The 23,542-nt window shown below is 63.4% G+C and carries 23 protein-coding genes; 14 read left to right on the forward strand and 9 right to left on the reverse strand.

All coding sequences use genetic code 11. The features are described from left to right. The first annotated feature begins 264 nt into the window (after positions 1–264). Entirely contained in the window at positions 265–1,152 is an 888-nt protein-coding gene (locus ACFQ24_RS15050; RefSeq protein ID WP_380912641.1) for a DNA N-6-adenine-methyltransferase, read from the forward strand. A 48-nt stretch (positions 1,153–1,200) separates the two neighbouring features. Here ACFQ24_RS15050 and ACFQ24_RS15055 read toward each other — a convergent pair whose 3' ends face one another. Beyond that, complete coding sequence (locus ACFQ24_RS15055; protein WP_380912643.1) at positions 1,201–1,719, reverse strand: SOS response-associated peptidase family protein; 519 nt, start codon at positions 1,717–1,719, stop codon at positions 1,201–1,203. A gap of 38 nt (positions 1,720–1,757) precedes the next feature. Here ACFQ24_RS15055 and ACFQ24_RS15060 point away from each other — a divergent pair, with 38 nt between their 5' ends. From ACFQ24_RS15060 to ACFQ24_RS15095, 8 genes are all read left to right on the forward strand, one after another. Continuing rightward, positions 1,758–2,378 carry an SOS response-associated peptidase family protein gene (locus ACFQ24_RS15060; RefSeq protein ID WP_380912645.1) on the forward strand — a complete coding sequence of 207 codons (621 nt, stop codon included), beginning with the start codon at positions 1,758–1,760 and terminating at the stop codon, positions 2,376–2,378. After that, positions 2,378–2,812 (forward strand): DUF1810 domain-containing protein, encoded by a 435-nt coding sequence (locus ACFQ24_RS15065; RefSeq protein WP_380912935.1) that lies wholly within the window; start codon positions 2,378–2,380, stop codon positions 2,810–2,812. Before ACFQ24_RS15060 ends, ACFQ24_RS15065 begins: the two co-directional genes overlap by 1 nt. A gap of 82 nt (positions 2,813–2,894) precedes the next feature. Beyond that, positions 2,895–3,689 (forward strand): ImuA family protein, encoded by a 795-nt coding sequence (locus ACFQ24_RS15070; RefSeq protein ID WP_380912647.1) that lies wholly within the window; start codon positions 2,895–2,897, stop codon positions 3,687–3,689. Then, positions 3,589–5,412, forward strand: coding sequence for a Y-family DNA polymerase (locus tag ACFQ24_RS15075; RefSeq protein ID WP_380912649.1), 1,824 nt, complete (start codon positions 3,589–3,591; stop codon positions 5,410–5,412). Before ACFQ24_RS15070 ends, ACFQ24_RS15075 begins: the two co-directional genes overlap by 101 nt. After that, on the forward strand, positions 5,409–8,690 hold the full coding sequence (locus tag ACFQ24_RS15080; protein WP_380912651.1) for an error-prone DNA polymerase: 3,282 nt from the start codon (positions 5,409–5,411) through the stop codon (positions 8,688–8,690). Before ACFQ24_RS15075 ends, ACFQ24_RS15080 begins: the two co-directional genes overlap by 4 nt. A 1-nt stretch (position 8,691) precedes the next feature. Then, positions 8,692–8,994, forward strand: a complete 303-nt coding sequence (locus ACFQ24_RS15085; protein WP_380912653.1) for a hypothetical protein — start codon at positions 8,692–8,694, stop codon at positions 8,992–8,994. A 46-nt stretch (positions 8,995–9,040) separates the two neighbouring features. Then, a complete protein-coding gene (locus tag ACFQ24_RS15090) occupies positions 9,041–9,619 on the forward strand; it encodes an alpha-ketoglutarate-dependent dioxygenase AlkB (protein WP_380912655.1) in 579 nt (192 codons plus the stop codon). Next, the gene (locus ACFQ24_RS15095) at positions 9,616–9,951 is read left to right on the forward strand and encodes a hypothetical protein (RefSeq protein ID WP_380912657.1); all 336 of its coding nucleotides are present in this window, start codon (positions 9,616–9,618) and stop codon (positions 9,949–9,951) included. The genes ACFQ24_RS15090 and ACFQ24_RS15095 overlap by 4 nt, the downstream gene beginning before the upstream one ends. Here the strand turns inward: ACFQ24_RS15095 and xth are convergent. Next, positions 9,948–10,745: an exodeoxyribonuclease III gene (xth, locus tag ACFQ24_RS15100; protein WP_380912659.1), complete on the reverse strand. Its 798-nt coding sequence runs from the start codon at positions 10,743–10,745 to the stop codon at positions 9,948–9,950. The two genes, ACFQ24_RS15095 and xth, sit on opposite strands and share 4 nt — an antisense overlap. 230 nt (positions 10,746–10,975) lie before the next feature. Here xth and ACFQ24_RS15105 point away from each other — a divergent pair. Further along, positions 10,976–12,339 (forward strand): IS3 family transposase gene (locus ACFQ24_RS15105; RefSeq protein ID WP_380912661.1). Its coding sequence is split into 2 segments (ribosomal slippage): positions 10,976–11,323 and positions 11,326–12,339, totalling 1,362 coding nucleotides; the frame shifts between segments, so codons are not numbered across the junction. A 30-nt stretch (positions 12,340–12,369) separates the two neighbouring features. Here the strand turns inward: ACFQ24_RS15105 and ACFQ24_RS15110 are convergent. From ACFQ24_RS15110 to ACFQ24_RS15135, 6 genes are all read right to left on the reverse strand, one after another. Next, positions 12,370–13,038: a hypothetical protein gene (locus ACFQ24_RS15110; RefSeq protein ID WP_380912663.1), complete on the reverse strand. Its 669-nt coding sequence runs from the start codon at positions 13,036–13,038 to the stop codon at positions 12,370–12,372. A 285-nt stretch (positions 13,039–13,323) separates the two neighbouring features. Continuing rightward, positions 13,324–13,908, reverse strand: coding sequence for a hypothetical protein (locus tag ACFQ24_RS15115; RefSeq protein WP_380912665.1), 585 nt, complete (start codon positions 13,906–13,908; stop codon positions 13,324–13,326). 203 nt (positions 13,909–14,111) lie between these two features. Next, positions 14,112–14,816 (reverse strand): MobA/MobL family protein, encoded by a 705-nt coding sequence (locus tag ACFQ24_RS15120; RefSeq protein ID WP_380912666.1) that lies wholly within the window; start codon positions 14,814–14,816, stop codon positions 14,112–14,114. Between the two features lie 85 nt (positions 14,817–14,901). After that, a complete protein-coding gene (locus tag ACFQ24_RS15125; protein ID WP_380912668.1) occupies positions 14,902–15,438 on the reverse strand; it encodes a hypothetical protein in 537 nt (178 codons plus the stop codon). A 96-nt stretch (positions 15,439–15,534) separates the two neighbouring features. After that, the gene (locus ACFQ24_RS15130; RefSeq protein ID WP_380912670.1) at positions 15,535–16,152 is read right to left on the reverse strand and encodes a hypothetical protein; all 618 of its coding nucleotides are present in this window, start codon (positions 16,150–16,152) and stop codon (positions 15,535–15,537) included. A 99-nt stretch (positions 16,153–16,251) separates the two neighbouring features. Continuing rightward, positions 16,252–17,010 carry a hypothetical protein gene (locus ACFQ24_RS15135; protein ID WP_380912673.1) on the reverse strand — a complete coding sequence of 253 codons (759 nt, stop codon included), beginning with the start codon at positions 17,008–17,010 and terminating at the stop codon, positions 16,252–16,254. A gap of 318 nt (positions 17,011–17,328) precedes the next feature. On the opposite strand from ACFQ24_RS15135, the gene ACFQ24_RS15140 reads away from it, so the two are divergent. After that, the gene (locus ACFQ24_RS15140) at positions 17,329–17,607 is read left to right on the forward strand and encodes a hypothetical protein (RefSeq protein ID WP_380912674.1); all 279 of its coding nucleotides are present in this window, start codon (positions 17,329–17,331) and stop codon (positions 17,605–17,607) included. Here ACFQ24_RS15140 and ACFQ24_RS15145 read toward each other — a convergent pair. Beyond that, entirely contained in the window at positions 17,582–19,834 is a 2,253-nt protein-coding gene (locus ACFQ24_RS15145) for a hypothetical protein (protein WP_380912676.1), read from the reverse strand. The two genes, ACFQ24_RS15140 and ACFQ24_RS15145, sit on opposite strands and share 26 nt — an antisense overlap. Positions 19,835–20,048: 214 nt before the next feature. Between ACFQ24_RS15145 and traD the strand changes: the two genes are divergently transcribed. The 3 genes from traD to ACFQ24_RS15160 are packed head-to-tail and all read left to right on the forward strand — an operon-like array spanning position 20,049 to position 23,529. Further along, entirely contained in the window at positions 20,049–20,681 is a 633-nt protein-coding gene (gene traD / locus ACFQ24_RS15150; RefSeq protein WP_380912677.1) for a conjugal transfer protein TraD, read from the forward strand. Next, positions 20,678–21,502, forward strand: a complete 825-nt coding sequence (locus ACFQ24_RS15155; RefSeq protein ID WP_380912679.1) for a hypothetical protein — start codon at positions 20,678–20,680, stop codon at positions 21,500–21,502. The genes traD and ACFQ24_RS15155 overlap by 4 nt, the downstream gene beginning before the upstream one ends. After that, on the forward strand, positions 21,499–23,529 hold the full coding sequence (locus ACFQ24_RS15160) for a hypothetical protein (protein WP_380912681.1): 2,031 nt from the start codon (positions 21,499–21,501) through the stop codon (positions 23,527–23,529). Before ACFQ24_RS15155 ends, ACFQ24_RS15160 begins: the two co-directional genes overlap by 4 nt. Positions 23,530–23,542 lie beyond the last annotated feature (13 nt).

The raw sequence follows: 23,542 nt of genomic DNA on the forward strand, positions 1-23,542 counted from the left end.
ACTATCAACATCCCGTTCTCGCCACTTGGTCAAACCACGCGGCCTCATAAAACTCCGGGATGAAAGGGGTCCTTTTTACACGCCGTTCACCCCCCGAACGGGGGGCCTATTGCACGCCGATCCTCACCTTGAACGGACCGTCCACCCATTACTGTGTGCTTGCCGCACCCGAATGATTGCAAACCGACATTCGGGAATTGCCAGCTTGTAATCCCTAACCAAATCAATCACTGATCAATATAGGATCTCAATTGGTATCAGATTTTGATCGATCTTTTGAAGAAGGCCCGGCTTCAAAAAGGGTGGTCGCAGACAACATTGGCAGCACGCTTGGGCATAAGCGTTCAGGCAGTGAAGCGGCTGGAGCGCGGTGTGGGCAGCCTCGAAACGGTCATGAGCGTCATGAGGGCGCTAGACTTTCATCTGATTGGAGCGGGCGAAGGCGACACCTTGGCCGAACAGCTAAAATCGGCACGATGCAAGCGCCGCATGTCGATCACGGGTGTCGCGTCGAAGGCGGGATTGTCCCGCGCGACAGTGTCAAGCCTTGAACAAGGCAAAGGCACGGTAGGCAGCTTGATCAAAGTGCTTGCAGTGGTGGCGCCCCGCGCTCGCCGCCGTGCGCCAGAGCGCGCATATTGGGGACAGGCGAACAAGGTCGATCGCGATAGCCGCTTCACGCCGCCGGAATTCATGGAAAGCATTTATGCGGCGTTCGGTCCTGTCGATCTCGACCCATGCGCCAACATTCACAGCCCCGTCATTGCCAAGCGTAAAATCCTGCTGACCGAGGGTGGTGATGGTCTGAAGGATGATTGGTCTGGCGATCTTGCCTTCGTGAACCCACCATTCTCGCAATTGCTTGTGTGGCTTCGCCGCGCCCATGAGCAATGGCGATTCGGAAACGTGAGGACCGTGGTTTGCCTGGTTCCGGTCAGAACGGACTCTGCCTGGTTTCACGAAACGCTGAGCGTCGACGCCGACATGTTTCTGCTGCGGGGACGCGTGCGTTTCCTGGATGCCGCGGGCAAAGGCCAGCACACGCCCTTTTCCCTGATGCTGGTGACGCTGGGCGCGACAAAGGAGCAGAAGCAGCGTTATGCGACGCTCGCTTCTGGCTATTGGTTGATGCGAAGCAAAGCCGTTGCTTGATCCCTTCTATAGCGCGTGATCCAAGCAGCATTGCGAACGGCCGGATGTCTAAAGCGCGAAGCTCGATTGTCTCGGCAAGGTAGGTACCTCCTCAACCTGGAACGTGCCAAAAGGCGGCGTGACGATCATTTCCTCCTCCGGCATCGCATGGCTTAGCCACTTCTGCGCATCCCGCCGCTCGATCATGGCTCCGTGGCGCGCCTGATAGCGGATGATCTCGGGATTGGCGTCAACCGTGATGATCCGGTAGCTGACCGGCCAGTCGCCCATGGCCGGCTCCCAGATCGCGGCGAGGTAGAAGAAGTTGCTGTCTTCACGATACGCGCGAAACTTCTTCTCTCCGTTACGGATGTGGAACTCGGACGCGGCAACGAGGCAGCGGTTGGCCGGGAAACGCTTTCCTTCCGCCCGTATAAATTCGTAGCTGACGCCATCGCTGAAGCGGGGATTGGAACCCCAGGCCGCCTCGATCATCTCGATCTCATGGCGGTCTTCCGGATTGCGGCGGATGATGGCACGACGGCTCGCAAGGGCGTCCATGTCGAAGGGCGTGGCTTTCGAGTCCATGGAGCGAACATACAGAGAACGGTCGGCAGGAGCAATCGATGTGCAATGACTACCGGCTGCTGGTCGATCTGGCCTCGATCGTCGAGGATTTCGACAACCTGTCGATCAAGATCACCATGCCGGAAGGGGCGCCCAATGTTCCCGCGCGCGAGGATATCCGCATCACCGACATGGCGCCGATCGTCCGGACTGCCGACGGCGCGCGCGGGACGGCGGAGCTCGTCAACCGTCGCTGGAGCTGGCCAGGCCCCAGGGGCAAGCCGGTCTACAATTTCCGCAGCGAGGGCCGGCAGTTTGAGTCGCATCGCTGTCTGATCCTTGCCGATGGCTTTTACGAGTTCACCGATCCTGCCGAGCGCAAACGGAAGCGTCTCGATAAATGGCTCTTCACCATGGCTGACCATCCATGGTTCTGCATCGCCGGCATCTGGCGCGAGAGCGCGGTGGGTGAAGCCTTCACCATGCTGACCATGGATGCCGGGCCCGACGTCGCCCCCTATCACCACCGCCAGATCATCCCCTTGACCCGCAACCAATGGGCCGATTGGCTGGACCCGGCCGTGCCTGCGAAGGATGTTCTGCACTGGCTTCCGCAGGGAAGTCTGCCCGTGACCCAAGTCCATGGCGCCCCGCCAGCGCAGGGAGCGCTCGTCCTGTGATGAGGGATGATCTGTCCCGCTTTGTCGATGCGCAGTCGGACAGCTACGACACCGCCCTTGCTGAAATTCGCTCAGGCCAGAAGCGCTCGCACTGGATGTGGTTCATCTTCCCGCAGCTGCGGGGCCTCGGCCACAGCGCGATGGCGCAGCATTATGGCATCGCCTCGCTTGATGAAGCCCGCGCTTATTTTGCCCACCCTGTCCTGGGCCCCCGCTACCGCACATGCGTCGAGGCTGTCGACGCGCTCGGCACGAACGATCCTGTCGCCGTCTTCGGCACGACAGACGCCATGAAGCTGCGGTCGTCCCTCACCCTTTTCGAGGCAGCGGAACCGTCGCCGATGATCGACGATGTGCTGAACCGTTTTTTCAACGGCAAACGCGATACTGCGACTCAGCAGATGCTCACGCTTTCAGCCAAGACAATGGATTGAAGCCAAGCATCGATAAAATTGTCACCTTGACGAATCTCGGTAGCGCGAGGAACATAAAGGGAACATTTGAGTCGATGTTGCCATGTCCGTCCCTTCGCCCCTTCACGCCTCATTGGCGGCCGATCCCATTGCAAAGCTGCGTGAAGCGGTCGTGCAGACGCGCGGCCCGTCTACCCCAAGCCTGCCCTTCGGCATTGGGCTCATGGACGAAAGACTGGCCAGCGGGGGCGTTGACGGCGCTGGTCTTCACGAGTTTGCCGCCGCCTCATCCAGTCTCAATGACGATGCCGCCGCCACGCTCTTTCTCGCCGGCATAGCCGCGCGATTCGCAGCAGACCCTGGCCAGACCGTCTGCTGGGCGATGACCGCTTTCGATCTGTATGCGCCCGGGCTCGAACAGGTCGGTCTTGGACCCGATAAGCTGCTCTACGCGCAGGGCCGCAAGGAGGTGGATGTCTTGGCCATTGCCGAGGATGCGCTGCGCGACGGATCGCTGGCCTGTGTGATCGCGGAAGTAAAGTCGGCTGACATGACCGCGACCCGGCGGTTGCAGCTCGCAGCCTCGGACGGGCAGACGCCGATGCTGCTCTATCGCCGCCACCGCACGCGCGAGCGCTGCCCCCTGTCCTCCCCTTCTTCCGCCATGACCCGTTGGCGCATCGGCTGCGCGCCATCGGAGCGTCTGCCCTGGCCTGGCGTTGGCCGCGGCCATTGGCAGGTCGAGCTTGTGCGACAGCGCAATGGCGATCCCTTTTCCCTCGAACTGGAGGCGTGCGATGCCAAGGGTCGCCTCGCTCTTCCTGCCGCATCTGGCGATCGAGCGGCTGCGCCGCGTCGAGCGGATGCACAGGACAGCGCCATCAGCCGCGCCGCCTGAGGCGGCGTCGCAACCGCGCTTTGCGGACCCCGTTGACGACAACCCGGGCGCCTGCTCCGTGCCACGCGGCGGTGGATGGCGGCCGGGTGCGCGTTGGGCGCGGGATGGAGCTACCAGTGGACGTCCGTCCCAGGCGGCGATCGACGCGCTGCCCGCCCATCAGCGGCCCACCATGCGCGAAATGGGGCGACGAAGCGAACATGCCGAACACCCATTCAAGGCCATGCCGTCCGACGAGGTGGGTGGCACGGCGTTGACGCCGTCACTCAGCTGGGCAACCCTCTGGAAAAAGCCAACCGTGCTGGTTCTGCGGACGGGGCAGCGCGATGTCATCACGGCTGCCTGCCCGGTGGCGCTCGACCTTGGCCTGCGGCCCGGCATGGTCGCGGCGCATGCCCGCGCGCTGGTCGCCGATCTTGAGGTGAGGGACGCAGAGCCGGAGGTGGATCGCGCCCTGCTCTATCGACTGGCACTCCATGCCGCCCGACACTGGACACCCACGGCAAGCATCTCGGGCGAGGACGGTCTTTGGCTCGATCTGACTGGCACAACCCACCTGTTCGGCGGGGAGGAGCGCTTCTGCCGTCGGTTGCTGGCGTTCCTCAAACGTCTTGGCCTGACCGCCCAGATAGCCATCGCCGGGACGCCCGGTGCCGCGCATGCGCTGGCGCGTTTTGGCCGCGAGGACATGATGTTGCTTGCCGCTGGGGAGGAAGCACAGGCACTCGCCGATTTGCCACTTGTGGCGCTCCGCCTTGAGCCAGACGCACTGGCCGCGGCGGCCCGGTTCGGCCTTGAACGCATCGCTGATCTTTATCCCATGCCGCGCGGTCCGCTCGCCCGCCGGCTCGGACTCAGGACAGTCGAGCGTCTGGATCAGGCGCGTGGTCTTGTGGCTGAGCCGATCATCCCGGTCGTGCCAACAGAGGCTCCGGTCGTGACACGACACCTTCTCGAGCCAATCGGAACGGCGGAAAGCATCACGCAGGTCATTTCCGACCTTGTCGACGATCTGGTGGCCGAGCTTCTCCAGCGCGGGATCGGCGCGCGCACGGCCCTGCTCACTGCGGTTCGGGTCGATGGGGAACCGCAGCGACTTGGCATCGGCGCCTCCCGCGCCACGCGCGATGCCAGGCACTTGAAGCGGATGTTCGGCCTCAGGCTCGCACAGCTGGAGCCGGGCCTCGGGATCGAGACAATGCATCTGGTTGTGCCGCATCACGAGCCGCTCGGCGCGGAGGCGGTGGGAGCCCTGCTGCAGACCTCCCGCAAAGGCCGGGATATCGCACCGCTGGTTGACCAGCTGAGCGCGCGTGCCGGGGAAGCGGCGCTGTTCCGAATGACGTCCCAAGAAAGCGATGTCCCCGAGCGCGCGGCCCGCCGCATTGCACCTTTGGATGCGCCTCAAGCCTGGCCATGCTGGAAGCGCCCGGTTCGGCTGCTGCGCCGGCCCGAGCTCTTGTCCAACGTGGTGGCGCTGATGCCCGACCACCCGCCGCGACGCTTCACCTGGCGCCGCCAAGATTATCACGTGGTAGCGGGCGACGGTCCCGAGCGCATCCACGGCGAGTGGTGGCGCACGGACCGCGAGCAATGGGCGGTGCGCGACTATTACAGGGTCGAAGCGGAGGGCGGTCAGCGCTTCTGGCTGTTCCGGCGCGGCGACGGCGTCGATGCCGAAACCGGGGACTTAAGCTGGCACATGCATGGGTTGTTCGGATGACAGCCGGCATCATCGCTGCAGCCACCTATGTCGAGCTGCAGGTTACCAGCCATTTCTCCTTCCTGCGCGGCGCGTCCTCGCCCGAGGAGCTGTTCTCGGCGGCGGCGCTCCTGGGGCACAGGGCCATGGCGCTAGCCGACCGGGGTTCGGTGGCAGGCGTGGTGCGCGGCTGGGCGGGCCAGAAGGCGACGGGCGTGCGGATGATCCCGGGCAGCCGGGTCGATCTTACCGATGGACGTGCGCTGCTGCTCTATCCCAGAACCCGAGCCGCTTGGTCGCGGCTGACGCGGCTGCTCTCGATCGGCAAGGCGCGCGGCGGCAAGGGCTGCTGCATTCTAGACTGGGCCGACGTCGCCGCCCATGCCGAAGACATGGTCGCGATCCTCGTCCCGGACATGCCGGACGCAGTGACCGGGGACCAACTGCGCGATCTACACGCCGTCTTTGGCGAGCGCGGCTTTTGCGCCCTTTCGCTGCGCCGGCGGCCGGATGACGCCGATCGGCTACATCGGCTTGATGCGCTGGCTCGCGCGCAGGGCGTTCGCTGCGTCGCCACGGGGGATGTCCTCTATCACAGCAGCGAGCGACGGCCATTGCAGGATGTCGTGAGCGCCATCCGCGAGCGATGCACCATCGATGAGCTGGGCTTCCGGCGCGAACGCTTCATGGACCGGAACCTCAAATCGCCGGCCGAGATGGAGCGGCGCTTCGCCGCCTTCCCAGACGCCATCCAGGCGAGCGCCGACATCGCCGCGCAGTGCAGTTTCGATCTAGGCGAAATCCAGTATCAATATCCCTATGAGGAGGTGATGCAGGGCCGCACCGCTCAGGAGGCGCTGGCGGCATTGACGGAGCAGGCCGCAGCCGTTCACTTTCCCGATGGCGTGCCGCAGCGTTACCGTCAGCAGATCGATCATGAGCTCAGACTCATCGCCGAGCTCGACTATGCGCCTTACTTCCTGACGGTCCATTCGATCGTCGCGGAGAGCAAGCGGCGCGGCATCCTGTGCCAGGGGCGCGGCTCGGCGGCCAATAGCTGCGTCTGCTTTCTGCTCGGCGTCACCTCGATCGATCCGATCCAGCACGAGCTGCTCTTCGAGCGGTTCGTATCGGGCGAGCGGCGCGAGCCGCCCGACATCGACGTCGACTTCGAGCATGAGCGGCGCGAGGAGATCATCCAGTGGATCTATGACAGCTATGGTCGCAACCGTTCGGCGTTGACGGCCGTCGTCACACGCTACCGCACCCGTGGCGCGGTAGCAGAAGTTGGCAAGGCGCTCGGCCTGCCCCGCGACCTGACCAAGATGCTGACCGGCCTGGTCTGGGGCTGGTCGATGGACGGCATTCCGCAGGAGCAGATCGAAAGCCTCAACCTGAATGCAGAAGACCATCGCCTGAAGCTCACGCTCGACCTTGCCCGCCAGCTGATCGGGACGCCACGTCACCTCTCCCAGCATCCCGGCGGCTTTGTCCTGACCCAGGACCGGCTCGACGATCTCGTGCCGATCGAGCCCGCGCGCATGGAAGACCGGCAGATCATCGAGTGGGACAAGGATGACATCGACGCCTTGAAGTTCATGAAGGTCGATGTGCTGGGCCTGGGTATGCTCGGCTGCATGAACCGCGCCTTCACCCTGCTCGAACAGGACAAAGGCGTCACAAAGACCATGGCCGACCTGCAGGACGATGACCCGCAAGTCTTCGGCATGATCCAGAAGGCCGATACGCTTGGCACATTCCAGATCGAAAGCCGGGCGCAGATGTCGATGCTGCCGCGCATGAAGCCGCGCGCCTTCTATGATCTCGTCATCCAGGTCGCGATCGTCCGCCCCGGCCCCATCCAGGGCGACATGGTCCATCCCTATCTGCGCCGCCGTGAGGGCAAGGAGAAGCCCGAATATCCAAAGCCGCAGCTTCGCGCGGTGCTTGAAAAAACGCTGGGCGTCCCCCTGTTCCAGGAACAGGCGATGAAGGTCGCGATCGTGGGCGCGGGGTTCACGCCGGTGGAGGCCGATCAGCTGCGCCGCGCCATGGCGACGTTCAAGCTCACCGGCGGGGTCAGCCACTTCTACGACAAGCTGGTCGGCGGAATGATCGCCAATGGCTACACGAGGGAATTTGCCGAGCGCACCTTCAAGCAGATCGAGGGGTTCGGCAGCTACGGCTTCCCCGAGAGCCACGCCGCTTCCTTCGCCAAGATCGCCTATGCGTCCTGCTGGATGAAATATCATCATCCGGACGTCTTCTGCGCGGCCCTCCTGAATGCCCAGCCAATGGGCTTCTATGCGCCTGCGCAGATCGTAAGGGACGCGCGCAACCATGGTGTCGAGGTCCGTCCTGTCTCGATCAACCACAGCCATTGGGACTGCACGCTGGAGCCGACGGGCGGGCGCTATCTGGCGGTGCGCCTGGGGTTCCGCAGTGTGCGTGGGTTGGCCAATGCCCATGGCGCGGCCATCGTCGCCGCGCGGGGTCCAGCGCCCTACGAAAGCGTCGAGGATGTCTGGCGGCGGGCCGGGGTGCCCCGCGCGGCGATCGAGCGCCTGGCTGAGGCCGATGCGTTTCATTGCCTCGCGCAGGATCGGCGGCAGGGTCTGTGGAAGGTGAAGGGCCTTGGCGAAGCGCCCCTGCCCCTGTTCGCTGCGGCCGATGCCCGCGCCGGCCTCTTCTCGCCCGAGGGACAGGAACCCGATGTCGCATTGACCCGGATGACCGCTGGCCGCGAGGTGGTCGAGGATTATCGCTCCACTCAGCTGTCGCTACGCGGCCATCCCCTGCAATTCCTGCGCACCGACCTCGACGCCATGCGGATCGTGCGCTGCGCCGATCTTCCCTCGATCCGTGATGGTTGCAACATCGAGGTCGCAGGCGTCATCCTGGTACGCCAGCGGCCCGGCTCTGCCAAGGGCGTGCTGTTCGTCACCATCGAGGACGAGACCGGGGTTGCCCAAGGCATCCTCTGGCCCGACCAGTTTGAGACTTACCGCCGGCAGGTCATGTCCGCCTCGATGATTGCGATGCGGGGGCGGCTGCAGAAGGAAGGCGAGGTCATTCACATCATCTGCGATCGCATCGTCGATCATGACGCGATGCTGCGCTCGATCGGGCGGATGGACTTTACCGTTGCACCAGGCCGCGGCGATGGCGCTTCGCACGGCGGCGGGCCCGATCCGCGAGACCCGGCGTTCCCGAGCGGCCGCACATTGTCCTCGCCGCCGTTTACGACGCGCGCCCTGCAGGATGAGCTGCTCCCCATCCGCAGCCATGACTTCCACTGACATGACGGTAAGCCCGGCAGGAACGATCACGCGCGCTCTGGACGTCCTGCGCGAGGCGGCGGCCATGAAAAGCCAGGCGCGCACGCGCGGGGTCGCGCTCGCACTCTGGGTGCTGCGTGGCCATTGCCCTGACGAATGGCTGGTCGCCTTCTGGGATGCGGCTGGCTCGGATCATGAGATCGGCCGCAGCCAGGGCATGCACGCAGCCTACAACGGCATAGTTCGCCAGGTGCGGACCCGGGGCGGTCTGTCACAAGCGGCTGCGCCCCTGCAATTGGCAACGGTCGGCCCTATATCTTCATGAGCGCCATGAGCCCGACCTTCCCCCGCAGAGCCACACGATGGCTTGAATGATCGCGATGTTCGATCTGTTCGACACACCTGCCGTTCCTGGGCTCGCTCTGCAGGAAGCCGTGCTCACCAAAGCGGAGGAAGCCGCGCTCATCGCGCATATCGATGGCAGCGACCTCACCCCCTTTCGCTTTCAGCAATGGACGGGGAAGCGCCTCACCTATTCTTACGGCTGGAACTATGACTTCGAGCATGTCCGCTTCGCACCCGCCGAGCCGATGCCGGACTGGCTCCTCGACGTGCGAGGGCGCGCCGCTATGTTCGCCGGGCTCCCAGCAGACGATCTCGTCCAGGCGCTGCTGATCCGCTACGATCCGGGAGCCGGCATCGGCTGGCATAAGGACCGGCCGGTGTTCGAGCATGTCGTGGGCCTCTCGCTCGGCAGTGAGGCCGTCCTGCGCCTGCGCCGCCGGAACGCCGCCGGGTTCGAGCGGGCCAAGGTCGCGCTGCCCCCGCGCTCTATTTATCATCTCTCGGGCGAGGTGCGTCACGTCTGGGAGCATAGCATCGCGCCAATGGAGGTGCCGCGCTGGTCGATCACCTTTCGCAGCCTATCGGACAAGGGCCGCATGGCGTGAGCGCCCGCTCCTATCCGACGACGCCCGACGGGCGTTACTTTGTCGTGCGCGGGCGGCTCTGGCGCGCGAGCAATCCCGCGCTCGAGCCAGAAGCGCGCGAGCGTCTGGTCAAGGAACTGATGGACGCGCGGCGTGCCGTCGGCGCGGCCAAACGCAAGGGAGATCATGCTGCCGAAACCGCTGCGCATGAAGCGGTCGATCGCGCTAAGGTGGCGCTTGGCGAACGCGGCCCGGTCTGGTGGGACGATGGCGCGCCAGACCTCAACCGCCATCTCGTACGCACGGGTTCCTATGCGAATTGGTACGCGAGCCTGCCCGAAGAAGAGCGCTAGGCCTTCCGTTTGCGCGGCGGCTTGTCAACCAAATCCACGACGACCGGCGCATGGTCGCTGGTTTTCTCCCAGCCGCGCGGACGGCGATCGACCTCCGCCGAGACGAGCCGCGCCTTCGCCTTGTCGTTGAGCAGAATGTGGTCGATCCGCAGCCCCGCATCGCGCTCGAACGAATTGCGCCAATATTTCCAGAAAGTGTAGATGCGCTCGTCAGGATGAAGATGCCGCAGCGCATCAGTCCAGCCCTGATCGAGCAGTTGGGCGTAGGCGTGGCGGACTTCCGGCGCGAACAGCGCATCGTCGCGCCAGCGTTCAGGCACGTATACGTCGAGATCGGTCGGCATGGCGTTGAAGTCGCCAGCGACCACCACCGGCGCATCGAGCGAGACGAGCGTCGAAAGATGTTTGTGCAGGCGATCGAACCATCTCAGCTTGTAATCGAATTTGGGCCCCGGACGCGGGTTACCGTTGGGAAGATAGAGGCCGGCGATGAGAACGCCTTTGACCGCCGCTTCTATATAGCGGCTCTGCTGATCGTCCGGTTCTCCCGGAAGGCCGCGCCGCGTCTCGTGAATTTCGCCAACGCGGCTCAATATGGCGACCCCATTCCAGCTTTTCTGCCCCAGCCAGATCGCTTCATAGCCAAGGTCCCGAATGGCTGGTTCAGGGAAGCGCTCGTCAGGCGCCTTGAGCTCCTGAAGGCAGACCACGTCCGGCTCGGCCATGGTGAGCCAACTCAGGAGCACATCCAGCCGGCCGTTGATCCCGTTGACGTTGTAGGTCGCGATCTTCACAACGATGAAAGTCGGCTATTCAACGGAACCGGCCCGCCCCTACCGGCCCCACACCCTCGCGCCGTGGGAACGGAACTTAGGCGAGCGCTGGTGTGTGGACTGCAAACAGTCATTAAGTTTGGACGGAGCGCTGTCCTCAATATACTGTCCGCCGTCAGCGCCAATGGCACAGATTTGAGGTTGTGATTTAAGGAGGGTTGGGGCTTCGTCGTAGTGACGAAGGAACGAAGATGAAGCCCCAACCCTCCTTGAAAAAATCGCCGGCAAAGGCCCCTGCTGAGCGTGTTGTGAAGGATATTCGGCGGCAGACGCGTCGCCATTTCTCGGCCGAGGACAAGATCCGCATCGTGCTCGATGGGCTGCGCGGCGAGGACAGCATTGCGGAGCTGTGCCGCAAGGAAGGCATCGCCCAGAGCCTGTACTACACCTGGTCGAAGGAGTTCATGGAAGCGGGCAAGCGGCGCCTGGCCGGCGACACCGCTCGAGCCGCGACCACCGGCGAGGTGCAGGACCTGCGCCGCGAGGCCCGCGCCTTGAAGGAATGCGTGGCGGACCTGACGCTCGAAAACCGTCTGCTGAAAAAAAGCATGATCGCGGATGGGGGCGACGACGAATGAGGTATCCCGCATCCGAGAAGCTTGAGATCATCAGGATCGTCGAGCAGTCGCACCTGCCTGCCAAACGCACGCTGGACCAGCTCGGCATCGCCCGCCGGACGTTCTACCGCTGGTATGATCGCTACCTTGAAGGCGGGCCGGAGGCGCTGGAGGATCGGCCATCGGCGCCGAGCCGAGTGTGGAACCGCATCGGCGGCGACATCCAGGACCAGATCGTCGAACTGGCGCTGGAAGAGACCGATCTGAGCCCCCGCGAACTGGCGGTGCGGTTCACCAACGAGAAGCGCTACTTCGTGTCGGAATCCACGGTTTACCGCCTGTTGAAGGCTCATGATCTGATCACCAGCCCGGCCTATGTGGTGATCAAGGCGGCGAACGAGTTCCATACCAAGACCACCCGTCCCAACGAGATGTGGCAAACCGACTTCACCTACTTCAAGATCATCGGATGGGGCTGGATGTACCTGTCGACCGTGCTCGACGACTTCTCTCGCTACATCATCGCCTGGAAGCTGTGCACCAACATGCGGGCCGAGGACGTGACCGACACGCTGGACCTCGCCCTGGCGGCCTCCGGCTGCGACAGCGCCACGGTGCTACACAAGCCCAGGCTGCTCAGCGATAACGGCCCCAGCTACATCGCGGGCGAACTGGCCGAATATATCGAGGCCCGGAAGATGAGCCATGTGCGCGGCGCACCGTGCCATCCCCAAACCCAGGGCAAGATCGAGCGCTGGCACCAGACCCTGAAGAACCGCATCCTGCTGGAAAACTACTTCCTGCCTGGCGATCTCGAAGCCCAGATCGAGGCCTTCGTCGAGCACTACAACCACCAGCGTTACCACGAGAGCCTGAACAACGTGACGCCCGCCGATGCCTACTTCGGCAGGGCACCAGCCATCATCCAACAGCGTGAAAGGATCAAGCGACAGACCATCGAGCATCGGCGCTTGCAACACCGCAAGCTCGCCGCCTAACATCCACCCCCAGACGAGGTCCGCACTCCGCTAATCTAAGCCGCGATCTGTGCCGAATGTTCTGACGACGGACAGTTCACCATATGATGACAGAGCTTGCTTGATATATTTTTTTGAACCAAAACTAAGCAGCTGATCGTTATCTAATTCTTTGACTAAGTCTGATCTATTGATACTCTCGTAGAAACTGGATACGTCCGTCCGGACGCAAAACTGTCGAAATCCATTGTTTAGCTGGTCGAACAATTGAGAGACGATCGCACGCCGATTGCCAGCTTTGAGCTTATAAAGTCTGCTGATGTTGTGCTGAATCTGCTTTCCTATGAAATACGGTCTAGGATCGGCGGGGAGAGTGTAGAGGGTAGTCTCATCGGGACCGCTACGCTCAACTAATTGAAGCTGATAACCATCGAGCACCTGCTGAGCGATATCCGCCATCGTGGTATCAATGAGGGTCTCGCGGTTCGCTCGTTCTGCCCGCAAAGCCTCGCGCAGAGGATGGAGAATAACGTTCAAAGCATCGTCTGCAAGTCCCACATGAGCCTTGCGCGCTGCCCTCACCGCTGCCGACGCTGCTGTGATTCTCGCACTGGCGTCAACCAACAATTGAAAGTACGCCCGATCGACGTTGCGACCCCGCCGGTTTTCAATATCGTAAACCCGTCGAAAGTTCTGCGCCGAGAAAGTCTGGTCTAGCATTTGCTCCCCCTTGCAAACCCTAGCGGTCTTCGAGGCAGTTGCAATAGATGGGGCGTCCCAGTTCGTTGCCAAAACCTGATCGCATCAGTTGTGCGCCTGCTGCCTCCAGGCACAATCCGGGCGAACCCCAAATCAACAGCATTGACTCTCAAGGGGGCTGCCCTCACCGTAACCTTTTTTGGTCCGCTTGTGGCCACTCCCAAGTCGACTATGTGAAGCCTAACCGCGACTGGCGCATCGCGCGGCTCACCTGAAGCACCTCTGCCTGCTTGTATTGGCGCCATCCTATAGCGAGTTCTCGAGTTCCGGCCACAACTTCTGGATCTTACGCTTAAGCGCCCGGCGGAGGGAGGCAAGCTCCCGCCGTGACAAACCAAGGTGGTCGGCAAGTCGCTGACCGCGCAGGTCAGCATCGATGGCCTCGATCAGTTTTTCATAGGCGGGTTGCTGCGACAGCCTTTCCAGCACATCCGCACACAGCATTCGTACCCGCTCGATTTCCTGGATTTCATCGGCGGAGGCAACGGTATAGCGATTGCCGGCCAGCGCGATCTCCTCCAGCGGCATATAGTCGACCTGCACCTTGCGCCGCGCTCGCCCGCGCGCCGCCGTCGACCATTTGCTGCGCATGATCTCAACCAGCGTCTTGTCGATGGTGACGCCTGATGGGCATGCGCGAGTGCCGAGTGCGGCGCCCAGCGCATCGTGCAGCAGATCATTAGCTTCACCATGCACATAGCCGGGGAAACTGCGGGCCACACGGATGAGCTCGGCATAGGAAAATTGGGCCGATGCCAGCAGCTGGCGTATTTCCTGCTGGGTGAGCGGCCGGCTCGCCTGAACCGATGGAGGCGTGCTGCTGACCGACATTCCCGCTCCTACCTGCTCATGCGCCGAAAGGAATTTTTGCAGACAACTGTCCGCGTTTTTTCGCATCGGCGCATGAACATGTAAGACCCCCTGCATCTATGTGCACGGGGAGCCACCAGCCATCTGTCCAGATGGCAGCCCCCCCGACATGGCGGCCATTTTATGCCGGGGGTTTTAAGGTCCGGTTATCGCATCAGCGACGGTCAGCATCCGTTGACAGAAAATCCCGCGCGCGTGAGATCGCGCAGTCCCGCACAGCGGCGACGCCAGGCAAATTCCATGCGCTTCTGCTGCGCCCAGTTGCCGATCCAGTTGGGATGCCGGCGACCATGGCGCTTGTCATGGCGCCAGTAACGGGCGGTCACGATGGCGTGCATATGGGGCTTGATGATCCACTCCCCATCGTCGCCCTGAACAGAGTGTATCGCCCAGGCGACTGCAGCGCCCTGCTGCACCAACTGGCTGTGCAGAAATCCTTCACAGAGCCAGCGCCAGTTCTCCGGTCGCACGTCCAGCGGGATTTCCATCATGACGTGCCATGCCGCCACGGCGGTGGGATCGCCCGTCGCGACCGCCACGGCGTCCGCCTCCGACCAGATCGTGTAAGGATCGCTCACCGCCCAGAGCGGCGCGCTGTTCGGCAGCAGCAGAGCCGAACCCTTGAGTTCGAACCGCCGCTCAGCAAAGCGGGCAGGCATGGGACCGAACCGGTCGACAAGGTCGCTATGGCGCCAGATGTAAGCGACATTGGCGACAGCCGTCTTATAGGCGGGGACACGCCCGCAATATTGCCACTCTTCCGAAATCGGCCTGACCTTAAAATCCGGCCATTCTATCCGGGATATGCTTCGGGGACGGATTACCAGCTCGCGGCGGGCGTGACGAAGTTGATCTTGGGTGATGAACATATTGGTCTCCTGAAACGCCAGCGCCGCCCACAAGGGGCGGCGCTGGCGGGCGTCCTGACGACGCCGAAGGGATTGAGATGATGGCTCAGCTGGTGACCCTGATCCTCTCGGCCGGGATGGCATCGGCAAGGGGCTGCCGCGCCGGCACGAAGCTGTTGCCCGTCAGGTCGAGCCCATCCATGTCCGCAGCCGTCTTGCGCCAGCGTGCCCATGCGATCTGCTCGCCCCGGGCCAGCAGGTGACGCGGCGGCAGCTTGTCGCTCACCAGTTGGTTGCGCTCGTCGATGCGCCAGCGCCGGCCACCCTGCAGCAACTCGACCGGCGCCCGATCGCTCGCGGCGAAGAGCTGACAGCCCGGCAGCCATTCGATGGAGAGCGGCTGGAGCAGGACCAGCGACACCAGGCAGGGCTCCGGGGATTCCAGCTCATCAAATGTCAGATGCAGCATGTCCTTCTGCATCTCGGCCGCGAGTTCAGTCAGATGAACGACATCGTCAAATTCGCGCGGACCGCTGGTGCAAAAGGACATGGTGTGGCGAGCCGGCTCATAGGGCGGATAGCCCATAAGCGTCCGCAGCGCGAACACCCAGGCCTGACCGCGTGCGAGATAGGGATGTGTCATTCAGATACTCCAATGTCATGTTGTGCTGACGGCCTGTCGGCCGGGGATTTCTTTTTTTTCCGCTCTTTCACGGATCCCGATTTCACCTGACTTCATTCAGGCGGCGCCCGGCGCCCCTTCCACCAGATGGATGCTGCTGCGGCGGTGCATCCAGGCGCGTGTGGCCTGTTCCGCGTCGGCGCCGACATGCTGCGCCTGCCGCAGAAAATGCAGCCAGGTGCCGATCGCCTCGGTCGCCAGATCCGCTCGCACGGCATCGAGGCGACCCGTTCCCCAGTTGCTCAGCAGCGTATCCGGCATCATGCTGGGCGCCGTGGCGACGTTCTCCGGTGCAGCGCTGGGGTTGATCGAAAGGTCCACGACATTGTTGCGGAGCACCCGCGCAAGCCGGACCATGAAATGATGGGCGATCGTCGGCTCCGCATGGGCGGCCGCATCGATCAGGGGTGGGACGACATGCTGATCGATCTCCCAGCCGATCAGCGTGTTGGCCATGGGCAAGCGATCAGCGAGCCAGAGGAGCAGGCTTTGCTCCTTTTTGCCAGCCGCGATGGTGCCTGCTTCGCTGCTGAAGCGCCAGCGAGCGCCGCGGCGCGTGGCGATCATCAGCCCGGCGCCGATCAGATGCGTGCCGGGCAAGGTTTCGCAATTGGCTGGGGGTATCGTGACGGTAGCGACAGCAAGGGAAACAAAGGTGATAGGTTCTTCAGTCATGGACATGTCCTGATAAGCAGGCGCACGCCATCGTCTCCGAAATCAGCCGGAGCGATGCGCGCGCGCGAATGGGTTCTGGGTTGAAGTGGTGAAGTCGGCCTAACGGGTGGCGAACGCGGCCTCGTCCTGCTCTTTGCGCAATCGCAGTTCCGCGTCGGCACGAGCGGCGTCGGCCCGCAAGTATGGCGCACGGGATCGCGCCCACAGCGCGGGACGGCAGGTCGCGAATGGCAGCAGGTGCCGCAGCTTCGGTTCCTGCTCGATCCAAAGGCTGAGATCGGCCAGCGGCAGCGCGATCAGCCGCTCGTCTCCTTGCCGCCAGGCGATGGCATGCAGATAGACAAGGTAGCTGGCCAGCACATCCTCCCGCACATATTCTGCGATGGCTTTCACATCGCCGCGCCGCCAGAGATCACCGACGTCGCCACCCGACGTGCTGGTTTTAACCGGGATGGACAGCGCAGCGCATAGCTCGGCGAGCGATGATCCCCGCCCGCCATAGGCGTCAAGGAGGTCGAGATGCGCCACGTCATAGCGGCCTGCATCTGCGATCCGGGCGATGTTGCGCAGGTCATAGAGCCCCTGTCGCTGGGCTTGCAGCCGCAAGACCTGGGCATCGAAACCGCGACCGTTCAGCGTCACCGCCATCGAGCCGGGCGGAAATAGCGCGTCAGCGCTGCGCAGGAAATGCGCCTCCTGCCCTTCATGGCAGATGAAGGTATCGAGCGAAAAAGCATAGCGACCATCGGACCGGGAGGCGGTGAGGAAGGCGCCGGCGACCGGCTTGTGCCGGGGCCAGGGCGGGAAGCTGCCGTCCGGCATTTCCTGATCGACGACCGTCTCCAGATCGAAAGTCACAACATATTCATGCGGATATTGAAGCGGTGGACGCTGCCATTGGCGCATAGCGTTTCTCCGTAGCGTTGCGCGCTGCCGGACGGCAGTCGCGAACCGGAGCCGCTGGGGCGGCATCATGCCAATTTTCCCCAATGATCTCCGATCACGGAAATGCGTCATGGACGGGTCTAGACGGCCCGCCCGGAGTCGGTGCCTTTTCCACAGCGGGTGCATGGGAAAGCCCGTCACCGGGAGAGCGCAACCATCCCAATCCAGCACATTCAGCGACGACGCTGTTTCGCCGCGTGCCGATGCACGCTTTTTCAAAAGGAGAATATCGTGACTTGCGACCCCAACGACCTCACCACCGCCGATATCGACGCGCTATGGGCGCGCGATCCTGACCGCAGGGGACCGGTCCTCATAACGCTCGGTCTCGATATCGAAGAACTGCCGCTCTGCGCCTTCTGCCCGATGGCCCGCTGGTACGTTCAGGACGATGCGGTCTACGCCTTCTGCAAGGAGTATCGCGACATTAAATATACGGGCGCCGGTAAGGGCGTGTCCTATTGCGACGCCTATGTGATCACGATCAACGACCCGGCTCGCGAGGCGTGATGCGCGGGCGTATCAATGGCGCTGCCTCGACCTTCCGGTCAGCAGGCCGCACCTCAGTCTGCCCGCGTCGTGGCCAGTGGTCGTCATCGTCCCGCGCCGCGATCCTGTCCGCACGCCGCGCCTCATGCAGCCACGCGGCAAGGGGATGGCGGCGGGACGGTGCAGGCTCGGCGCGGACCTTCGACCGGTCCTCCGGCTGCAGCGACGAAGCCGAGGCGGCAAGTGCGGCGGCAGCCTCACGCCCGATCCTGGCGATCTGTGCCACCTCGCGAACCCGGTCTTCGGCGATCCTCTCCAGCGCTGCCTGAGCCTCGACCGTTAGGATATCGGCCTGTTCAAGGCCATGGCGCCCCAGCAGCTCGGCCTCCACCCGGCGCTTGCCGTCCCGCTTCTCGATAGCACGCCGCTCCGCGATAATTTGCGCCATCAGGCGTGCAAGCGCCCGACGCCGACGATCCTCCTCTGCTGCGTTGGCGACTGCCCGCTGCCGTGCCTTCTCGGTTTCGACCCTTTCCGCCTCCCGCTTTGCATGGGCTTCCAACGCGTCATCGACACGCTCGATTGCGAGGGAAAGTGGCTCTGCGTCGAACAGACGAGTAGCCGGATGGATGACTGGGATCGACGGCGTCTGCATAACAGGGAGTGACCGGCGTAGCGGCAAGGCCGATGGCAGTGTCGGCCGGCTGCGCGCCATGACCGGAGGTGTCATCACAACCCCGTGCGTCCCGTGCATGCGCACGCGCGGTTGAACGACGGACAACGACATATTCGGCAGCGGGACTGCGGCTGACGCTTGCCGCAACGGCAATCGCAAATTTGCGATTTTGAACGACGGGGCCGCGACAGATGGGACCGTGCGCGCCAGGACAGAGGGGATGACGGCCGCGATGGTTTCCAGCGGCGCCAGCGTAGCGGGCTTGTCAATGGATGCGGTCGTCACCGAAACGGCGGGCACCTCTACCCGTATCGGCAACTTCGTTTCTGGAATGACGATCGGCTCCGGCAAAGGCCGGGAAGGCATGGTGATCATCGATATCTCGGCGTTCAGGACCGTCGCCATGATCCGCCGCGGGATCTGGCGTGGGAGAACAGGCATACCGGCCCAGCGACGCCTGATGCCGCGCGCCAGTTCCTGTTCCCGCGCCAGCGCCTCGTCCACATGGCGCAAATCCTCGTCGAGCAGCGCCGTCTCCGAGCGGATCACCCGTTCGAAATTTTCCTCGTTCTTCGCAATGTGATGGCCGTTGCGGGCCATGCTGGTCAGCATGCCGCACAGATGCACTTGCGGTTCATGGACGAGACCGCGGGCTGCATTGCTCTTCGCCGTATAAGGCTGGTTGATCCCACTCTCATACGAGCTGATCGTCATCGCCGACGCATATATCTCGCGCATCAGCCGCATGGCCTGCGGATTATCCAGATCGGTGCGCAGCATCTCCCCCACCTGCCACTCATGGTCGCCGGTGCGAGCCATCGGACGGAAGCTGAACAGGATGTGGAGGTGCCAGTTGCGTTCGTCGCCCTCTTCCGGCGGCGCATGCAGGGTGACGACATAGGGCAGGTTGAAGCGGCCCAGCGCCTCCTCTGCCCAGACTAGGCCCGTGCGCATCATCTCATCCGGCGTCTGGCGATAATCGGCCGCCATGATGGCGTGCATCATCAGCTTGGCATTTTTCTGCGCGCCCCAGTTGACCTGCTCCAGATGATCGAAGGCGCACAGCGCCTCGTCGATATCCTTGCCGACATTGGAGACGAAATAGGGTCGGCCCGCCGCATCCACGTCGGCGCCGTTGAAGACATATTTGACGACGCGCAACGACACGCCCGCCCCTGCGGTCTTGCGCGAATAATAGCGGATGCGCACGAACACGCCGCGTTCGCCCTTCCGGTCCAGCACGATGCCGCCATATTTGGGCAGGGCGCGGCTGGCATAGGGCCAGTCTCGCTTGCGCTCTTTGGGCGGTTGGCGCCCGACCTTCTCCGGTCGGACCTTCGTCCTGATCAGCCGGCCCCATTTGCGGCGTTGCTGCTCGGCCTCCTGAAATTCGATCCTGAGATTATTTTCCGCCAGCAGATAGTCGCGGCGCTGGTCGCGCCGCAGCTTTTCCTCCGCCCGCATCTGCAGGCGCTGGGACGCGGCATCCAGTTTCTTGGCGACGAACGGGTTGGCGGTGTCCGCTGTTAGCACGGACAGGCGGCCGAAATTGTCGGCGATCAGCGCTGGCACATAGACGTGCGACTTCCTTAAAGTGGATTGGGGGGCGGCTTGAACCGCTATGCGGGAGGGAGACGTTTTCGCCATCGGTGAAACATTTCTTGCGCCAGTCTTCAGCCCCCCAATCCTACCCCCTCCCTTTGACCGAACATTCCCTGAGTCAGGGAATGTTTCGAGGCCCGAATCTCCGATCCTGCCGCCTGTCAGCCAGACAGGAGCATGAGACATGACATCGCAAATTTACGATAAGGCCGATGGCCAGCCGGACATCGACCGCATTCTGGGCGATGCGGACGCCCGCATCGCCGAATTGGGTGAACAGCGCGCCGCCCTAGCAGAGCGCAGGCGCCGCCTCATCGAGCCCGCCTATAAGACAGTGGCCGCCAATCCGACCGACATGCACCACAAGATCACGCTCGGCGCCGTGATGGTGAATGCTGGCATGCGCGCTTATGACGCCGATGCGCTCGCCGGCCTGCTGGCCGGCACGGGTTATCATATGCTCGCCCTCGCCGACGAACTGGTCGATACTGATCCGGCCGCATCCCTGGGCACGATCCTGATCCGTCTGCTGGATGGGCAGGAGCGAGAACTGGCCGCACGCGGCCTGTTCCTGACCTGGCAGCGGCGGCTTGTCATCTATGCCGAGGACCGCGTGGAATGGCTGGCGCGGGACGAGGACTATCGTCTCGAAGGGGCATGGCGTCACGAACCGATGACGGCGGATCAGCGCTGGCTGGTCCGCGTCACCTGCCGCGTCCGTCATCTCGACCTGCCCGGCGACCTGCGCCGGGGAGAAGCGGCCGACTGGCTGGAACAGAACGGCGCGAACCTCAGCTACAAGGCGTTCGTAGCATGAGCATGTTCAGGTGGAGCGATCGTCACGGCGTCGATCACGATCTGGCTCACTACCAGCCCATCATCGACGAAGTAAGCGCGATCGAGGCGGAGGTGGATGGCCAATTGACCGGCCTGGAGAGCGCTGATCGCGCAGTGCGGGATCGAGCCCGCGCCGCCATCGACGAACGTCGGCACCGGCTCGTTCAGCTCCATGCGGACATCCTGCGCTGGAACAATCACGCCGAAGCCGAGACGCGAAGCGCCGCAACCGCACTGGCCGGTCAGATCGATGCGCTGAGCACCGCGCTCAAGGATATGCGTCTGCTGGTGGGGCTGCATGACGAGCATGCCCGCCTTCTGCACGACAGCCGCGATGCGCCTGACCAGCGGCAGGCTACCCTTGCCGGCCCGGCCACTCCGCGCCAGATGCTGGCGCTTGCCCTGACGCATGGCACGATGAAACCGCAGACGCCGACCCGCGCCGAGGCCTGGGCCTGGCTGATCAGCCAGCCGCGCTTCCATCGCAGCCCGGTCAGTGACGGCGGCTGGTTCGCCTGGGTGGATCCCGCCGGTCATAGCCATCGCCTGCACGATCCGCTGCCCATCGAACGCATGGGCATCACCCTTCTTGTGGAACTGGAAGCCATGCGGAACGAGTTGCGAGCGGAGCAGCCACTCGAAACGCTGTTCCCCAAGGTCGAGCGCGGGCTCGCTTTGTTGGACATGGTTAACGTCCTAAAAGCAGATCTGGAACGGTTCGATCGTGAGGCTGAGGCCCGCGATCTGGCCGCGTGCAAGGCCTATGCCACCGACTGGCGGTCACGGAGGACGATGTCATGACCGCCCATTACAGCCCCCATTATGGTGAGCGGCTGTCTCAGGTGCAGGAAGCAGCCCTGCGCCAGGCCTTTGACGGCGTCCTGATCACGGGCGACAAGGTGGTCGACAGGATCGAAGCCATGGGCCGCCTCGACATTCTTGACGCACTCGGCCTGCAATCGGCGGCGACGCCGCAGGAGCGGGCCCGGCGACTGCAGGCACGGCTGACAGCCACGAACCGCATGAACTGGCCGGGCCTGCGGGATGATCTGCATGGCCAGCACAAGGTGGTGACGGATCTGCTCGATGCCCTCCGCGCCGCCCCCGGTGCGGTGCCCGCCCCCGATCCAGCGATCGTGGCGAAGCTCTGGCTGATGAAGGGCTTTGGCAGGGACGGCGACATCATCACCGTCAACGGCGTGCCCGTGCCCGCCAGTGAGGAGCAACTGCGCTATTTCGTCGTGCTGCGATACCGGCCTCTGTTCAGCCCGCTCGCCGATCCCACTGGCATCTATCGCGGCGATGCGGACTATGATCGTACCCACACCACCGATACGTTGCAGGCGCGTATCATCTTGGTCAGCACGCGCAGCTATCTCGACAGCCTGATTGCCCTTCAGACCGGAGGGTTCGAGCTCTTCGTCGCCATCTGGCTGCGCCAAATGGACAGGGCGGACATGCTCATCCGGCAGATGGCGCAGCAGGATCTGCCGCCCTGCTATGCGCGCAGCCGCATCAGGAACAGGGCGATCTGCCTGCGCCTCTCCTGCGCCGTCATGAACGAATATGAGCGCGGGTTCGATCTGCTCTTCGCCTTGCGCGCAGAGTTGGGCGTCACGCACAAATCCGTCCGGCAGGCCCTGCGATCCTCTTCATCAATGACCAGGCTCCAGACCGCGCCGAACGCTACCGGTCGATATGCTGCCAGCGCCGCAGGGCATATCCGGGTCATTCACCCGACCATGAACGAGGCGCCACCTAAAGCTGGGACTGACCTCATCCATGCGCAGGTGGACAGTGCCTTTATGCACGCTGCGCTCTTCACCGGACGGAACCCACGGGTACGGCATGACAATGGCCGCAATGGCCGGCCTATTCGCTTCTACCGCGGCGTGGAGCCGGCGATGATCCTGCCCGTCATGCTGATCCAGATGGTGGAGAGCATGGCCGCCCATGAAGGGCCGTTCTGGATGCGGGGCGTGCCCAAAAATGCCGGCAATGGCTATCGCCTTCCAGACCGGCGGTCGTTCGACGTGATGAGCCTCGCCACGATCATGGCGATCCCGATCTGCCTGTCGAGCGCTCGCGCCATAGCTGGAGGCACTGGACCGCAGAACGACGATCAGTGGACGAGAGATACTACCCGCACTCTCCTCACTCCCTCGCCCACGCAAGTGGATGCCGGAGTAGAAGACGACCAGGACGACATGGACCGGCGGATGGCGACAGGCGAGAAAGCCCAGAAGACTATCGATCCGGCTGAGGGGCAATTCGCCGACCGATTCAAGAACGCCTATGGCGATGCGCGCAAGCGCGCGCGGTCCTGCGCACCGGCGACAGGAGAGCCCGGCTGGACGCAGGGCTTCCGGTTCGATGCCTGGTGGAAGCCAGACGCGGAGCTGCATTTCCTGCGGCGATGCAGCCGGTTCCTGCAATATGATCCGGAGCAGGCGCTGAAGGCGCAGGCCTGGAGCGTCCCGATGAGCCGCGTGCCGCATCCCTCCGGCCGCCCCATGACAGCGGCCGACTGCTACACCGGCCTTCCATCCCAGCATCCGCTCGAGCGCGTGCAGGATCTCTTCCGGCCCTATTTCACTATGGTGCAGGCGCCAGACCGCATGGCGTCCCGCCATGGCGGGGCAGTCTATCGCGAGTATCTGATCCGGCAGATCGCCGCGTTGCTCCCGACCCTCAACCCCACGACCGATGATCCCTTCCTCTATGAGATGCTGTGGCGCGACGAGATAATGGGGCCGGAGGGGAGTGAGCAGCGGCGGAAGGCTGAATATCGACAGGCAATCGCCGTGGAAGCGGCGTGGAATTGCTGACCGACGCCCTGCC

The organism is Sphingobium olei, assembly GCF_042678845.1.
GTDB lineage: Bacteria > Pseudomonadota > Alphaproteobacteria > Sphingomonadales > Sphingomonadaceae > Sphingobium > Sphingobium olei.

Excerpts from the sequence above, each read along its gene's own strand:
- ACFQ24_RS15055 (WP_380912643.1), bottom strand. The coding sequence starts at position 1,719 with ATGGACTCGAAAGCCACGCCCTTCGACATGGACGCCCTTGCGAGCCGT.
- ACFQ24_RS15060 (WP_380912645.1), top strand. The coding sequence starts at position 1,758 with ATGTGCAATGACTACCGGCTGCTGGTCGATCTGGCCTCGATCGTCGAG.
- ACFQ24_RS15065 (WP_380912935.1), top strand. The coding sequence starts at position 2,378 with ATGAGGGATGATCTGTCCCGCTTTGTCGATGCGCAGTCGGACAGCTAC.
- ACFQ24_RS15070 (WP_380912647.1), top strand. The coding sequence starts at position 2,895 with ATGTCCGTCCCTTCGCCCCTTCACGCCTCATTGGCGGCCGATCCCATT.
- ACFQ24_RS15075 (WP_380912649.1), top strand. The coding sequence starts at position 3,589 with ATGCCAAGGGTCGCCTCGCTCTTCCTGCCGCATCTGGCGATCGAGCGG.
- ACFQ24_RS15080 (WP_380912651.1), top strand. The coding sequence starts at position 5,409 with ATGACAGCCGGCATCATCGCTGCAGCCACCTATGTCGAGCTGCAGGTT.
- ACFQ24_RS15085 (WP_380912653.1), top strand. The coding sequence starts at position 8,692 with ATGACGGTAAGCCCGGCAGGAACGATCACGCGCGCTCTGGACGTCCTG.
- ACFQ24_RS15090 (WP_380912655.1), top strand. The coding sequence starts at position 9,041 with ATGATCGCGATGTTCGATCTGTTCGACACACCTGCCGTTCCTGGGCTC.
- ACFQ24_RS15110 (WP_380912663.1), bottom strand. The coding sequence starts at position 13,038 with ATGCTAGACCAGACTTTCTCGGCGCAGAACTTTCGACGGGTTTACGAT.
- ACFQ24_RS15115 (WP_380912665.1), bottom strand. The coding sequence starts at position 13,908 with ATGTCGGTCAGCAGCACGCCTCCATCGGTTCAGGCGAGCCGGCCGCTC.
- ACFQ24_RS15120 (WP_380912666.1), bottom strand. The coding sequence starts at position 14,816 with ATGTTCATCACCCAAGATCAACTTCGTCACGCCCGCCGCGAGCTGGTA.
- ACFQ24_RS15125 (WP_380912668.1), bottom strand. The coding sequence starts at position 15,438 with ATGACACATCCCTATCTCGCACGCGGTCAGGCCTGGGTGTTCGCGCTG.
- ACFQ24_RS15130 (WP_380912670.1), bottom strand. The coding sequence starts at position 16,152 with ATGACTGAAGAACCTATCACCTTTGTTTCCCTTGCTGTCGCTACCGTC.
- traD (WP_380912677.1), top strand. The coding sequence starts at position 20,049 with ATGACATCGCAAATTTACGATAAGGCCGATGGCCAGCCGGACATCGAC.
- ACFQ24_RS15155 (WP_380912679.1), top strand. The coding sequence starts at position 20,678 with ATGAGCATGTTCAGGTGGAGCGATCGTCACGGCGTCGATCACGATCTG.
- ACFQ24_RS15160 (WP_380912681.1), top strand. The coding sequence starts at position 21,499 with ATGACCGCCCATTACAGCCCCCATTATGGTGAGCGGCTGTCTCAGGTG.